This is a genomic window from Klebsiella sp. w6, from assembly GCF_033100215.1.
In the GTDB taxonomy this organism is placed as follows: domain Bacteria; phylum Pseudomonadota; class Gammaproteobacteria; order Enterobacterales; family Enterobacteriaceae; genus Klebsiella; species Klebsiella variicola.
Map to the genome: position 1 here is coordinate 4,052,429 of NZ_CP136907.1, position 14,505 is coordinate 4,066,933.

General features: G+C 62.3%; 12 protein-coding genes. 7 read left to right on the forward strand and 5 right to left on the reverse strand.

What is annotated here, in order from left to right; genetic code table 11:
* Positions 1-143 precede the first annotated feature (143 nt).
* The 4 genes from R0140_RS19975 to R0140_RS19990 all read left to right on the forward strand — a co-directional run bounded on the left by R0140_RS19975 (position 144) and on the right by R0140_RS19990 (position 4,788).
* Positions 144-1,094, forward strand: coding sequence for a LacI family DNA-binding transcriptional regulator (locus tag R0140_RS19975; RefSeq protein ID WP_162494476.1), 951 nt, complete (start codon positions 144-146; stop codon positions 1,092-1,094).
* A 121-nt stretch (positions 1,095-1,215) separates the two neighbouring features.
* Positions 1,216-2,025, forward strand: a complete 810-nt coding sequence (locus tag R0140_RS19980; RefSeq protein ID WP_023287364.1) for an inositol monophosphatase family protein — start codon at positions 1,216-1,218, stop codon at positions 2,023-2,025.
* A 110-nt stretch (positions 2,026-2,135) separates the two neighbouring features.
* On the forward strand, positions 2,136-3,494 hold the full coding sequence (locus tag R0140_RS19985) for an MFS transporter (RefSeq protein WP_008805601.1): 1,359 nt from the start codon (positions 2,136-2,138) through the stop codon (positions 3,492-3,494).
* 25 nt (positions 3,495-3,519) lie between these two features.
* Complete coding sequence (locus R0140_RS19990; RefSeq protein WP_008805600.1) at positions 3,520-4,788, forward strand: histidine phosphatase family protein; 1,269 nt, start codon at positions 3,520-3,522, stop codon at positions 4,786-4,788.
* Positions 4,789-4,848: 60 nt separating this feature from the next.
* Here the strand turns inward: R0140_RS19990 and mtnA are convergent, their stop codons facing one another.
* The gene (mtnA, locus tag R0140_RS19995; RefSeq protein ID WP_023322216.1) at positions 4,849-5,877 is read right to left on the reverse strand and encodes an S-methyl-5-thioribose-1-phosphate isomerase; all 1,029 of its coding nucleotides are present in this window, start codon (positions 5,875-5,877) and stop codon (positions 4,849-4,851) included.
* A 101-nt stretch (positions 5,878-5,978) separates the two neighbouring features.
* On the opposite strand from mtnA, the gene mtnK reads away from it, so the two are divergent.
* Positions 5,979-7,178 (forward strand): S-methyl-5-thioribose kinase, encoded by a 1,200-nt coding sequence (gene mtnK, locus R0140_RS20000; RefSeq protein ID WP_016160472.1) that lies wholly within the window; start codon positions 5,979-5,981, stop codon positions 7,176-7,178.
* 298 nt (positions 7,179-7,476) lie between these two features.
* Here mtnK and R0140_RS20005 read toward each other — a convergent pair whose 3' ends face one another.
* The 4 genes from R0140_RS20005 to R0140_RS20020 all read right to left on the reverse strand — a co-directional run bounded on the left by R0140_RS20005 (position 7,477) and on the right by R0140_RS20020 (position 12,404).
* Positions 7,477-8,718, reverse strand: coding sequence for an LVIVD repeat-containing protein (locus tag R0140_RS20005; protein WP_022065143.1), 1,242 nt, complete (start codon positions 8,716-8,718; stop codon positions 7,477-7,479).
* Positions 8,719-8,821: 103 nt separating this feature from the next.
* Positions 8,822-9,886: a sugar ABC transporter substrate-binding protein gene (locus R0140_RS20010; protein WP_008805596.1), complete on the reverse strand. Its 1,065-nt coding sequence runs from the start codon at positions 9,884-9,886 to the stop codon at positions 8,822-8,824.
* 20 nt (positions 9,887-9,906) lie between these two features.
* Positions 9,907-10,905: an ABC transporter permease gene (locus R0140_RS20015; protein WP_002894035.1), complete on the reverse strand. Its 999-nt coding sequence runs from the start codon at positions 10,903-10,905 to the stop codon at positions 9,907-9,909.
* Entirely contained in the window at positions 10,902-12,404 is a 1,503-nt protein-coding gene (locus R0140_RS20020; protein WP_032734957.1) for a sugar ABC transporter ATP-binding protein, read from the reverse strand. Before R0140_RS20020 ends, R0140_RS20015 begins: the two co-directional genes overlap by 4 nt.
* A 163-nt stretch (positions 12,405-12,567) precedes the next feature.
* On the opposite strand from R0140_RS20020, the gene R0140_RS20025 reads away from it, so the two are divergent.
* Positions 12,568-13,656 (forward strand): oxidoreductase, encoded by a 1,089-nt coding sequence (locus R0140_RS20025; RefSeq protein ID WP_063106225.1) that lies wholly within the window; start codon positions 12,568-12,570, stop codon positions 13,654-13,656.
* 57 nt (positions 13,657-13,713) lie between these two features.
* Positions 13,714-14,457, forward strand: a complete 744-nt coding sequence (locus R0140_RS20030) for an SDR family NAD(P)-dependent oxidoreductase (protein WP_012968723.1) — start codon at positions 13,714-13,716, stop codon at positions 14,455-14,457.
* The last annotated feature ends 48 nt before the right edge of the window (positions 14,458-14,505 follow it).

The following is a 14,505-nucleotide window of genomic DNA, read 5'->3' on the forward strand; positions in this document are numbered from 1 at the left end:
CGCAAGGCGCTGCGCGTCGGCGCCTTTCTGTGATACCTTTTCAGGCAGTGTGCGTGACCGACGCCCGCCCGGGCGTCGGCTTCCTGGAAAACAGACGGCGCGAAACGACGATGAGCGATAAAAAATGGATTAAGGCCGAGGACGTGGCCAGACTGGCCGGCGTCTCGCGCTCGGCGGTCTCCCGCACCTTCACCCCCGGCGCCTCGGTGTCGGAGAAGACCCGGCAGAAGGTGCTGAGCGCCGCGGAAGCCCTGGGCTATCAGGTGAATATCATCGCCCGGACGATGATCACTGGCAGCAGTAATTTTATCGGCATCGTCACCGCCGGTTTCGACAACCCGTTTCGCAGCAAACTGCTGGCGCCGCTGGTCCATCAGCTGGCGCTCAATGGCTTTATGCCGCTGCTGATGAACGCTGACGATCCGCAGCAGCTCGCCCCCTCGCTTAAACAACTGCTGAGCTATCACGTCGCCGGGGTGATCATCACCTCCGGCGCGCCGCCGCTGTCGCTGGCGGAAGAGTATCTGGCGCGCAAGATCCCCGTCACCCTGATCAACCGCCATGCGGACCTCGCCGGCTGCGACCGGGTGTGCAGCGATAATGCCCAGGGGGCGAAGCTGGTGGCGGATCTGTTCAGTCGTCGAGGCTGGCAGCAGGTTGGCTTTATTGGCGAAAATCGCGAGAACTTCAGCACCCGCCAGCGCTATGAGGCTTTCATCGCCCGGACGTCGGGTATGGCGGTGAGCAGCCGCTTCTGCGACGGCGGCGGCTATCAGGCCGGCTACCAGGCCGCCAGAGAATTGGTTGCTGAAAACCCAGGAGTGCAGGCGCTGTTCTGCGCCACCGATATGCTGGCGCTGGGCGCCCTGGATGGCCTGCGGGACGCCCCCGCCCCGCTGCCGGCCATCGTCGGTTTTGACGATATCCCGCAGGCGGACTGGCAGCCCTATCAGCTCACCACCGTCCAGCAGAATACCGCCCTGCTGGCGCACCACGCGGTGGATCTGTTGATGACGCGGATCGCCCGCTTCAGCCTGCCCTCACGCCATCGCGAAGTGCCGGTGAAACTAATTATTCGTCATAGTGCGAAATGAAAAAATCATTTTATGCTGGAGCGATCACAGAATCTTCTGCGAAACCCGGCCACACTCATTCGGCCCTTCGGGGCTGTTTTTTTCACGCAAAATGCACACGTGTGCAAAATAGGGAGTCACTATGCAATCTCAGGAATCAGAAGCGCTACAGGCCCGCTACCGTCTGGCCTGCGAGCTGGCGAAAGCGGGGGCTGAGCTGGCGTTTGAATATTATCAACAGCGCGAGGCGCTGACCGTCGACCATAAAGGCGATGACCTGCAGGATGTGGTCAGCGTGGCCGACAAACGGGTGGAGGCCTTTGTCAAACAGCGCATTCAGAGCGCGTTTCCGCAAGATGGCTTTCTCGGCGAAGAGAGCGGTACCCGCCTGCCCGACGCCCGGATCCTGTGGGTGGTCGACCCCATCGATGGCACCAGCTGTTTCCTCAACGGCCTGCACACCTGGTGCCTGTCGCTGGCGATCGTCGCCGACGGCGAACCGGTCATCGGCGTGGTCTACGACCCCAACCATCGCGAGCTGTTTCACGCCCTGCGGGGCCATGGCGCCTGGCTCAACGACGCCCCGATCCGTCCACACCCCGCGACGACGGTCAAAGAGGGCGTGATGGGCGTCGGCACCTCGCATCGCGTCACCCCGGCGGACTTTCTGCCGTTTCTGCAGGCGCTGCTCAGCGACGGCGGCATGTTTATCCGCAACGGTTCCGGGGCGTTGATGAGCGCCTGGGCGGCGGCGGGCCGGTTGATTGGCTACTACGAGCCGCACATGAACCCGTGGGACGCTCTGCCGGGGCTGGTGCTGATGCGCGAAGCGGGCGGCGCCAGCAACGATTTTCTGGCGCAGGAGGGGATCCAGCGCGGCAACCCGCTACTGCTGGCCAGCCAGACGCTCTACCCGCAGCTGAAAAAGATGATCCCACAACCCTTACATTAACCCTTACGGGTCAGGCTATCTCTGATTATGTACTCTACACAGTAACGATAACTTCATTCACGGACGAACCACATCAATCAGTCAGGCCTCCGACCTGCGGAGAACCACCTATGTCTGGAATTATCGCTTTTTTCCGGGCGTCGCCGCCGAAAGCGGGCGCCGCGTTTGATGAACAGCGTTTTCGCCGGGTGCGCTGGCAAACCTTTATCGCCATGACCCTGGCCTACGTCACCTTTTACGTCTGCCGGTTATCCTTCACCGTCGCCAAAAGCGCGCTGGTGGATCTGGGGATCACCCCGACGGAGCTGGGCATGATCGGCTCAACCCTGTTCTTCAGCTACGCCATCGGCAAGCTGGTCAACGGCTTTATCGCCGATCACGCCAACGTGGTGCGCTATATGAGCCTCGGTTTATTGCTCAGCGCCGGGATGAACCTGATGATGGGGATGACCACCAACGCCCTGCTGCTGGCCATCTTCTGGGGGATCAACGGCTGGGCCCAGTCGATGGGCGTCGGCCCCTGCGCGGTCTCGCTGGCGCGCTGGTACGGCGTTAAGGAGCGCGGCACCTTCTATGGTATCTGGTCGACGGCGCATAATATCGGCGAGGCGGTGACCTATATGGTGATCGCCGCAGTGATCGCCGGATTTGGCTGGCAGATGGGCTACCTGTCCACCGCCGCGCTCGGCGCCGCCGGGGTGGTGCTGCTGGTGCTGTTCATGCACGATTCGCCGCAGAGCAGTGGCTTCCCGTCCATCAACGTCATCCGCGATGAACCGCAGGAGGAGGCCGAAGCCCGCGGCTCAGTGTTTAAAAACCAGCTGCTGGCGCTGCGCAACCCGGCGCTGTGGACCCTCGCCCTCGCCTCCGCCTTTATGTACATCGACCGCTACGCCGTCAACTCGTGGGGGATCTTCTTTCTCGAGCAGGATAAAGCCTATTCCACGCTGGAGGCGTCCGGGATTATCGGCGTCAACGCCATCGCCGGCATCGCCGGGACCATCATCGCCGGCATGCTCTCCGACCGCTTTTTCCCACGCAACCGCAGCGTGATGGCCGGGTTTATCAGCCTGTTGAACACCGCCGGCTTCGCCCTGATGCTCTGGTCGCCGCACAATTATTACACTGATATTCTGGCGATGATTATCTTCGGGGCCACCATTGGCGCCCTGACCTGCTTCCTCGGCGGGCTGATCGCCGTCGATATCTCCTCGCGCAAAGCCGCCGGGGCCGCGCTCGGCACCATCGGCATCGCCAGCTACGCCGGCGCCGGCCTGGGCGAGTTTCTCACCGGGATCATTATTGATAAAACGGCTATCCTTGAGAACGGCAAAACGCTGTATGATTTCAGCACATTGGCGCTGTTCTGGGTGGGTACCGGTCTGGGTTCCGCGCTACTCTGTTTTACCACTGCCGCCATCGTCGCCCGGCGCCATGCCGTCGAACGGCAGACCTCGTTCTCCTCATAACCGATTAACGCATAAGGAAGAAGATATGATGCCTGCAAGACATCAGGGGCTGTTACGCCTGTTTATCGCCTGCGCGCTGCCGCTGCTGGCGCTGCAATCTGCCGCCGCCGCGGACTGGCAGCTGGAGAAAGTGGTCGAGCTCAGCCGCCACGGTATTCGTCCGCCGACGGCCGGCAACCGGGAAGCCATCGAGGCCGCCACCGGCCGACCGTGGACCGAGTGGACCACCCATGACGGCGAGCTCACCGGCCATGGCTATGCCGCCGTGGTTAACAAAGGACGTGAGGAAGGCCAGCACTATCGCCAGCTCGGCCTGCTGCAGGCGGGATGCCCGACGGCGGAGTCGATTTACGTGCGCGCCAGCCCGCTGCAGCGGACGCGGGCGACCGCCCAGGCGCTGGTGGATGGCGCCTTCCCCGGCTGCGGCGTCGCTATCCATTATGTCAGCGGGGATGCCGATCCCCTGTTTCAGACCGATAAGTTCGCCGCCACGCAAACCGACCCCGCCCGCCAGCTGGCGGCGGTGAAAGAGAAGGCCGGGGATCTGGCGCAGCGTCGGCAGGCGCTGGCGCCGGCCATCCAGCTATTGCAACAGGCGGTTTGTCAGGCCGATAAACCCTGCCCGATCTTCGACACCCCCTGGCAGGTGGAGCAGAGCAAAAGCGGGAAAACCACTATTAGCGGACTGAGCGTGATGGCCAATATGGTGGAGACGCTGCGTCTCGGCTGGAGTGAAAACCTGCCTCTCAGCCAGCTGGCGTGGGGCAAGATCACCCAGGCCAGGCAGATCACCGCCCTGCTGCCGCTGTTAACGGAAAACTACGATCTCAGTAACGACGTGCTGTATACCGCGCAAAAACGCGGGTCGGTGCTGCTCAACGCCATGCTCGACGGCGTCAAACCGGAGGCGAATCCGAACGTACGCTGGCTGCTGCTGGTGGCCCATGACACCAATATCGCCATGGTGCGCACGCTGATGAACTTTAGCTGGCAGCTGCCGGGCTACAGCCGGGGAAATATCCCGCCGGGCAGTAGCCTGGTGCTGGAGCGCTGGCGCAACGCGAAGAGCGGGGAACGCTATCTGCGGGTCTATTTCCAGGCGCAAGGCCTCGACGACCTGCGTCGTCTGCAGACGCCGGACGCGCAGCACCCGATGCTGCGTCAGGAGTGGCGTCAGCCGGGCTGCCGTCAGACCGACGTCGGTACGCTGTGTCCCTTCCAGGCGGCTATTACCGCCCTCGGTCAGCGTATCGACCGGTCATCCGCCCCGGCGGTAGCCATGGTCCTGCCGTAGCAATGCAGCGCTTGCCCGGGCCCGGGAAAGCCATTTTTTCCAGGCCCGGCACGGTGTCGGCTATCCATTGTCCGGCGCAAACGCCCCGGCGGCGACCTGCGCCGGGGTGACCACCCCGCTGTCCAGCACCCAGCCGCTCACCAGCCCAGCAGGCGTGACGTCGAACGCCGGATTGTAAACGGCAGCCCCCGTCGGCGCCCACTGTACCGCGCCGAAGCTGCCCGCCACCCCGGTCACTTCCGCCGCCGCGCGCTGCTCAATGGGGATCGCCGCGCCGTTCGGGCAATGGCGGTCGAGGGTGGTCTGCGGGGCAGCGACGTAAAACGGGATCTGGTGATAATGGGCCAAAACCGCCAGGGAATAGGTGCCGATTTTATTCGCCACGTCGCCGTTGGCAGCGATACGGTCGGCGCCGACCCACACCGCATCCACCTGCCCCTGCGCCATCAGGCTGGCGGCCATTGAATCGGTGATCAACTGATACGGCACGCCCAGTTCGCCCAGCTCCCAGGCGGTTAAACGTCCGCCCTGCAGCAGTGGCCGGGTTTCATCGACCCACACGCTGGCCACCTTTCCCTGCCGGTGCGCCAGCGCGATAACCCCCAGGGCGGTCCCTACCCCGGCGGTCGCCAGGCCACCGGTGTTGCAATGGGTCAGCAGTCGACTGCCGGGCTTCACCAGCGCACTGCCCGCCTCAGCGATGCGGTCGCACAACTGTTTATCTTCTTCGACCAGACGCAAAGCTTCCGCTTCCAGCGCCTGCGGGTAATCCTCCCGGGCCAGCGCCTGCTTCATGCGATCCAGATTATTCATCAGGTTGACCGCCGTCGGCCGCGCCGCGCGCAGCGTCTCCAGCGCCTGCTGGAGTGCATCCCGGTTCAGGCCGCGCTGGGCCAGCAGAGCCAGCAGCAGGCTGGCGGACAGGCCAATCAGCGGCGCGCCGCGCACCCGCAGGGCATGAATATGGTCCACCAGCAGCGCAACGTTATCCGCCGCCAGCCAGCGTTTTTCCTGCGGCAAGGCCTGCTGGTCGAGAATAAAAAGCTGATTTTCACTCACCCGCAGGCTGGTGGTCTGTAATGTCTGCATGTCGTTAAATCCCTGTTGCGTTGTTGTATCACATTGTGTCAGGATGGAATCCAGAAGTATAGACGTCTGAACGGCTTAATCAGAATTCGAGGATCGAGGCAATGTCGCAATACCATACCTTCACCGCCCACGATGCCGTGGCTTACGCGCAGCAGTTCGCCGGCATCGACAACCCATCGGAGCTGGTCAGCGCGCAGGAAGTGGGCGATGGCAACCTCAATCTGGTGTTTAAAGTGTTCGATCGCCAGGGCGTCAGCCGGGCGATCGTCAAACAGGCCCTGCCCTACGTGCGCTGTGTCGGCGAATCCTGGCCCCTGACCCTCGACCGCGCCCGTCTGGAAGCGCAGACCCTGGTCGCCCACTATCAGCACAGTCCGCAGCACACGGTAAAAATCCATCACTTTGATCCCGAGCTGGCGGTGATGGTGATGGAAGATCTTTCCGACCACCGCATCTGGCGCGGGGAGCTTATCGCTAACGTCTACTACCCGCAGGCGGCCCGCCAGCTTGGCGACTATCTGGCGCAGGTGCTGTTCCACACCAGCGATTTCTATCTCCATCCCCACGAGAAAAAAGCGCAGGTGGCGCAGTTTAGTAACCCGGCGATGTGCGAGATCACCGAGGATCTGTTCTTTAACGACCCGTATCAGATCCACGAGCGTAATAACTACCCGGCGGAGCTGGAGGCCGATGTTGCCGTCCTGCGCGACGACGCCCAGCTAAAGCTGGCGGTGGCGGCGCTGAAGCATCGTTTCTTTGCCCATGCGGAAGCGCTGCTGCACGGCGATATCCACAGCGGGTCGATCTTCGTTGCCGAAGGCAGCCTGAAGGCCATCGACGCCGAGTTCGGCTATTTCGGCCCCATTGGCTTCGATATCGGCACCGCCATCGGCAACTTGCTGCTTAACTACTGCGGCCTGCCGGGCCAGCTCGGCATTCGCGACGCCGCCGCCGCACGCGAGCAGCGACTGAACGATATCCACCAGCTGTGGACCACCTTCGCCGAACGCTTCCAGGCGCTGGCGGCGGAGAAAACCCGCGACGCGGCGCTGGCTTACCCCGGCTACGCTTCCGCCTTTCTGAAGAAAGTCTGGGCCGACGCGGTTGGCTTCTGCGGCAGCGAACTGATCCGCCGCAGCGTCGGACTGTCGCACGTCGCGGATATCGACACTATCCAGGACGACGCCATGCGCCATGAATGCCTGCGCCACGCCATTACCCTCGGCAAAGCGCTGATTGTGCTGGCCGAGCGTATCGACAGCGTCGACGAGCTGCTGGCGCGGGTACGCCAGTACAGCTGAGTGCGGCCTGTTTTCCCTCACCCCGGCCCTCTCCCATAGGGAGAGGGAGCACACCCTAAAAAAGGCCATTGTCATTGCCTTTTTGCGTTTACCTTGCCCTCACCCCAACCCTCTCCCACAGGGAGAGGGAGCAAACCCTAAAAAAGTGCAATCATCAGGGATTGCCCGGCGGCGCTGCGCTTGCGCGGGCCTACAGATAACCGCATGACGGTTTGATCTTGCAGTCTTTTGTAGGCCGGGTAAGGCGAAAGCAGCCACCCGGCAGACATGCGAGCACAATTTTGCGTTTACCTTGTCCTCATCCCAGATACTCAATCACCGACAGCCCGCCGTTGTAATCGGTGCTGTAGATAATGCCCTGCGCATCGACAAACACATCGCAGGACTGGATCACCTGCGGGCGGCCGGGACGGGTATCCATCATCGTCTTCGGCGCCGCCGGCACCAGCGCCCCGGTCTCCAGCGGACGATACGGGTTAGATATATCGTAAGCCCGCACGCCGGCATTCTGATAAGTGGCAAAAATCAGCGTTGAGCTGACAAAGCTGCCGGGACGATTCTCATGCAGGTTGTGCGGACCGAAATGCGCCCCTTTCGCCACATAGTCGATTTCATCCGGCTGTGGGAAAGTCGAGATGCTCACCGGGTTCGCCGGCTCGCGGATATCAAACAGCCAGATCAGCTTCTCACCGTCCTCCTGATTGTCGAGCACCGCTTCGTCAAGCACCACCAGCAGGTCACGATCCGGCAGCGGCAGCGCGGTATGCGTCCCGCCGCCGAACGGCGGGCTCCAGTTGCGATGGCTAATCAGCGTCGGCTGGGTACGGTCTTTGACATCCAGCAGCGTCAGGCCGCCGTCGCGCCAGCTGCCGTAGGCGGTATCCCCGGCAATAATGGCGTGATGCAGCGCATAGCGTTTGCCCTGCGGCCAGTCCGGTGTTTCACCGCCCGCCTGGTGCATCCCCGGCAGCCACCAGCGCCCGGCCACTTCGGGCTTACGCGGATCGGCCAGATCGATGGTCAGGAAGATGTAGTCAGTAAAACCGTCGATCAGCGCGGACACATACGCCCAGCGGCCGCCGACGTACCAGATGCGGTGAATACCGATGCCGTTAAGCGACAGGAAACTGATTTCCCGCGGCTGCGCGGGAGTGGAAATATCAAAGATACGCAGCCCGGCGCTCCAGCCCTTGTCCTGCACATCGCTGACCGTGTCGCCCACCGAGCGGGTGTAGTAGACCTTCTCATCAGCAAAACGGGCGTCGGCAAACAGATCCCGGGCGTTGATCACCAGCAGCAGATCGTCATGCGCCTGCAGATGCACGTTCCAGGTGCCCGGCGGCGCGGCAATATAGTTGACGGTGGTGGGCCGGGTCGGATCGCGAACATCGACCACGGAAAAGCCCTGCGACACCATATGGCCGATATAGGCGAATCCGCGGTGCACCATCAGCTGCACGCCGTCCGGACGACCGCCCTGATCGCTATGGCCAATCAGCCGCATATTGCGGCTGTATTCGGGGGAAGGTAATGCTGACATAGGGGATCCCTCTCGCCCGGTGGCATGGTTTTTCCCCCTCTCCCTGCGGAAGAGGGCCGGGGTGAGGGCACCAGGCCGCCGCCCACCGCCACCCGGCTTGATTTTATTTGTTTTTCGCTTCCAGCGTCGCGAACCACGGCGCGATAAAGTCTTCGGTCTGGCCCCAGCCAGGGATAATTTTCCCCAGCGACGCCACGTTCACCGCCCCCGGCTGGGCCGCCAGCAGCGCCTGCGGGATCGCCGCCGCCTTGAAGTCGTAGGTGGCTGGCGTCGGCTCGCCGGCGATCTTATTGGCGATCAGCCGCACGTTGGTCGCGCCGATAAGCTTCGGATCCACCGCCACGCTCACCTTCCATGGGCTGCCGGCTTCGCGCATCAGCTGCAGATCCTGGTTGGAAATATCAATGCTGTAGAGTTTGATCTCGGTGCGGCCATTCTCTTTCAGCGCTTTATAGGCCCCCTGGCTAAAGGCATCCCAGGTGCCCCAGATCGCGTCGATTTTCCCTTTCGGATACTTGGCGAGGATCGCCCCCACCTTGTTGGCAGTGTCGCCCTGCACATCGGATGACACGGCGCCGATCGACTCCAGCTCTTTAATCCCCGGATTTTGCTTCAGCAGCGTCTGGTAAGCCGCCTGACGGCGCTCCATCGGCGGGAAGCCCGCCACCCACAACTTGACGATGTTGGCCTTGCCGTTGAAGTCTTTCACCAACTGGCCAAAAGAGAGCTCGGTCAGCGACGCGTCATCCTGCTGACTGACCGTCACCCCGGGGATCTCACCGCTCACCGCGGTATCGAACACCGCCACTTTGATCCCGGCATCCACCGCCTTCTTCACCAGGGCGGTGGAATACGGGTCACGCCCCTGGGAGAGAATAATGCCATCGTATTTCTGGCTGATGGCCTGGTTGACGAAGTCCTGGAATTTGGCGTCATCGCCGTTGCTCAGGAAGGTGCTGATTTTGAAACCGAGCTTTTTGCCTTCCTGCAGCGCCCCGGAGACAAACTGGGTGGTGTTATCGTCAGACCCCAGGTTGCGGATCACCGCAATACGGATCGGGCCGCTGTGCTCGGCAATCGCCGCCGGCACCGGCGTCGGGGCAGTGGCCAGCGCCGCCGTCGACTGCAGCAGACCCAGCGTCATCAGAGAGAGTGCGATCTTTTTCATGCTGTTTACCCTGTAAAATGTTAAGTACGGCGCTGAAAATAGGTCAGTGCCAGCGCGCCAGCCAGGACCAACCCTTTAATAATGTCCATCGCGTAATACGGCACCGAGAGCATCACCAGCCCGTTGGAGAGCACGCCGAGGATCACCGCCCCCACCAGCGTCCCCAGGGCGTTCGGTTTACCGGAGCCCGCCAGCGAAAAGCCGATCCAGGCCGCCGCCACCGCGTCCATCAGATAGCCGCCGCCGGCGTTGACCTGCGAGGATCCGATACGCGAGGCCAGCAGAATGCCGCCCAGCCCGGCCAGCAGCGAGGCAATCACGTATGCTGCGACTTTGTAACGAGTGATCCGCAGGCCGGAGAGCCGCGCGGCCTCCGGGTTGCCACCGATGGCGTACATCCGCCGTCCGTGGGTGGTGAACGACAGTGCCAGCTGGGCGACCAGCGTCACCACCAGCATGATGATGACGATGGTCGGCACCTGCCCCAGCGCGCCAAAGGCCGCCGGGATAGTGCCTTCCGCCATCTCGCCGCTCGGCAGCACCATGTTTTCAGTAATCGAACCGCCGTAGCTGTAGGTCATCGCCACGCCCTGAATCACAAACAGGCTGGCCAGGGTGGCGAGCATGTCAGGAATGCGCAGCACCACGATCAGAAAGGCGTTAAACAGCCCCACCAGGGTGCAGAGCGCGAGGGTGATCAGAATCGCTTCGGTGGTCCCCAGGCCATGCCAGACAAACAGGGAAATCACCAGCGCGTTAGCCAGCGATGCCGTCGATCCCACTGACAGATCAAAGCCGCCAATGGTGAGAGAAATCGACACCCCGATGGCAATCACCGTGACAATCGCGATCGAGCGCAGAATGTTGATGATGTTGAACGGATCAAGGAAGTTGTCCGAGGCGAGGCCAAAGACCGCCACCAGCAGCACCACGGTCAGCAACATGCCCCACTTATAGAGAAAATCAAAAAATCGCTGACGGCCCGATACCGTCGCGTTTACTGCCAGGGCCTTGCTCACGCTGCCGCTCCTCCGGTTGAATAATAAAGCAACGTCTCTTCCCGGGCTTCCGCGCCGGGGATCTCCGCCACAATCCGTCCGTCCCATAGCACGCAGATGCGGTCGCATAAACCGACCAGCTCGGCGAATTCACCCGAGGCATAAATCACCCCTTTGCCTTCCCGCGCCAGACCATCGATCAGCATGAACAGATCGGTTTTAGCTTTCACATCGACCCCTTTGGTCGGTTCGTCAAAAATCAAAACATTGGCATGACTGCGCAGCCATTTGCCAATGGCCACCTTCTGCTGGTTGCCGCCGGAAAGACGGCGCAGCATCTGCCCCGGGCCAGTGGCGCGCACGCCGAGGCGGGCAATCACCTCCTCCGCCCAGCGCCAGGCCTGCCGATGGCCAAACAGGCTCCAGCGCGAAAAGCTGTTATCGGCGCTGACCGCCAGGTTCATCGCGATCGGCTCTTCGATGAAAATGCCCTCTTTGCGCCGCTCCTCCGGGACCAGCGCCAGGCCGCGCCCCACCGAGTCGGCAGGATCGCGCGGTCGCCACGGCTGGCCGTTCAGCTCGCCACGCTGCACCCGGCTTTTGCTGGCGCCGAACAGCGCTTTGCACAGCTCGGTTTTGCCCGCGCCGGCCAGCCCGGCGATACCCAGAATTTCCCCCTTCCGCAGACGCAGCGAAATATCCTGCAGCAGCGCCTCATCATGCAAACCGTCAACCTGCAGCAGCACCTCTTCGCCGTGCGGCGGGCGCGGCGGTGGGAAGATATCGCTCAGCTCGTGGCCCAGCATCTTTTCGACGATCTGTTCGCCGCTCAGCGGCGCCATCGGGCCGCTCTCAATTAGCCGCCCGTCGCGCAGCACCGTCAGGGTGTCGCAGATTGCCTTCAGTTCATGGATACGATGCGAAATAAACACCACCCCGATCCCCTGCTGCTGCAGACGGCGTACTACCGCAAACAGTCGCTCACTTTCATGCTGATCCAGCGGCGCGGTGGGCTCATCGAGGATCAAAAAGCGGCAATGGTGCGACAGAGCGCGAGCCAGCAGGATTTGCTGTTTTTCGGCGAGCGTGCAGCTGTCAATGGAGCGCCTGACGTCCAGCGCCACGTCCAGCTGCGCCAGCGCCTCGCGCGCCAGCTGCCGAACCCGCGACCAGCGAAACGCCATGCCCGGCTCCGCCAGCCTGTCCAGCATGATGTTTTCCGCAATGCTCAGGCCAGGTACCAGCGCCACATCTACCTCCTGCTGCACCAGGTGGATCCCCAACTGTTTAGCATCCCGCGGCGAACGAATGGTGACCGGCTGGTTGTTGATCGTCACCTCGCCTTCATAATGAGCGTGGGTGCCGCACAGCACCGCCATCAGCGTCGACTTACCCGCGCCGTTGGCCCCGGTCAGGGCATGCACCGACCCGCCATGAAGGGTAAAGTCCACCTTGTTCAGTGCCTGAAAGCCGGAGAAGGCCAGGCTAATGTTATGCATCTCAAGGCGGTTCGCGCTCATCACTGTTCCCGTGCGGTAATTAATCTTCTGATTTAACGAATTTTTCATAGCCGCCGCTGGCTGACAACTGCGTAAAAAGCATAAGATACAACGAAATAATATTAGCCATCTGGATGTCCAGACATAACATCAGTTTAGCCTAACACCTATAAGGACAGCTTCCATGAGCAACAGCGATATCCGCGTCGTACCCGGCCCGGCCAACTATTTCTCCCACCCTGGCAGCCTTGAGCGGCTGAGCGATTTTTTCAGCGCCGACCAGCTCTCGCGGGCGGTGTGGGTCTATGGCGAGCGCGCCCTGGCCGGCGCCGAACCTTTTCTGCCGGCGGCCTTCCACCTGCCGGAGGCAAAAAAGATCCGCTTTACCGGCCACTGCAGCGAACGCGACGTGGCGGAGCTGGTGCAGGGCTCCGGTGATGATCGGGCGGTAGTGATTGGCGTCGGCGGCGGCGCGCTGCTCGACAGCGCGAAAGTGCTGGCCCGCCGCCTGGGGGTACCGCTGGTGGCCATCCCGACTATCGCCGCTACCTGCGCGGCGTGGACGCCGCTGTCGGTGTGGTACAGCGACGCCGGACAGGCCCTGAATTTTGAGATCTTCGATGACGCCAACTTCCTGGTGCTGGTCGAGCCGCGCATCATTCTCAACGCCCCGGCGGAGTACCTGCTGGCGGGCATTGGCGACACCTTAGCCAAATGGTATGAGGCCGTGGTGCTGGCGCCGCAACCGGAGGCGCTGCCGCTCACCGTGCGGCTGGGGATTAACGGCGCGCTGGCGATCCGCGACGTGCTGCTGGCCAGCAGCGAAACGGCGCTGGCGGACCAGCGCCGCGGCGATCTGACCCAGGCGTTTCGCGATGTGGTAGAGGCGATTATCGCCGGCGGCGGGATGGTTGGCGGGCTGGGGGAACGTTACACCCGGGTCGCCGCCGCCCATGCGGTGCACAACGGACTGACGGTGCTGCCGCAGACGGATAAATTCCTCCACGGTACCAAAGTCGCCTACGGCATTCTGGTACAGAGCGCCCTGCTTGCTCAGGACGATGTACTGGCGCAGTTAGTGCAGGCGTATCAGCGCTTTAACCTGCCGACCACCCTGGCGGCACTGGAGGTCGATATCAATAACCGCACAGAACTGGACCGGGTCATTGCCCATACCCTGCGCCCGGGCGAGTCGATTCACTATTTACCAGTGACGTTAACCCCTGAGGTTCTGCGCGCGGCGTTTGAGAAGGTGGAATACTTCAGCCGTTAATCACCCCGACCGTCTATACCTAATGATGATGCTCACCACTCTCGCAACGAGGTCATCATGCAGATCGATTTAACAGGTAAAAAGGCGCTGGTTACCGGCGCCAGCCGTGGGTTGGGTCGCGCAATCGCGCTGTCGCTGGCACGCGCCGGTGCCGATGTGGTTATTACGTATGAAAAATCGGCCGATAAAGCCCAGGCGGTCGCCGATGAAATAAAGGCCCTGGGTCGGCACGGCGAGGCGGTGCAGGCCGACAGCGCCAGCGCGCAGGCTATTCAGGATGCCGTCACCCATGCGGCCCGGTCCCTCGGCGGGCTGGACATTCTGGTCAACAACGCCGGGATCGCCCGCGGCGGTCCACTGGAATCCATGACGCTGGCGGACATTGACGCGCTTATCAACGTCAATATTCGTGGGGTGGTCATCGCCACCCAGGAAGCGCTGGTGCATATGGCCGATGGCGGACGGATCATCAACATCGGCAGCTGTCTGGCTAATCGCGTGGCCATGCCGGGCATCGCGGTTTATGCCATGACCAAGTCCGCCCTCAACGCCCTGACCCGTGGCCTGGCGCGTGATTTAGGCCCTCGCGGGATCACCGTTAACCTTGTCCATCCAGGGCCGACCAACAGCGATATGAACCCGGAAGACGGAGAACAGGCGGAAGCCCAGCGCCAGATGATTGCGGTCGGTCACTACGGCCAGCCGGAAGACATCGCCGCGGCGGTCACCTTCCTCGCCAGCCCGGCCGCCGGGCAGATCTCCGGTACGGGGCTGGACGTGGATGGCGGATTGAACGCCTGATCGCACATTTTCTGCAAGCCTCTGTCGCCCGACAGAGGCCTTCCCGCG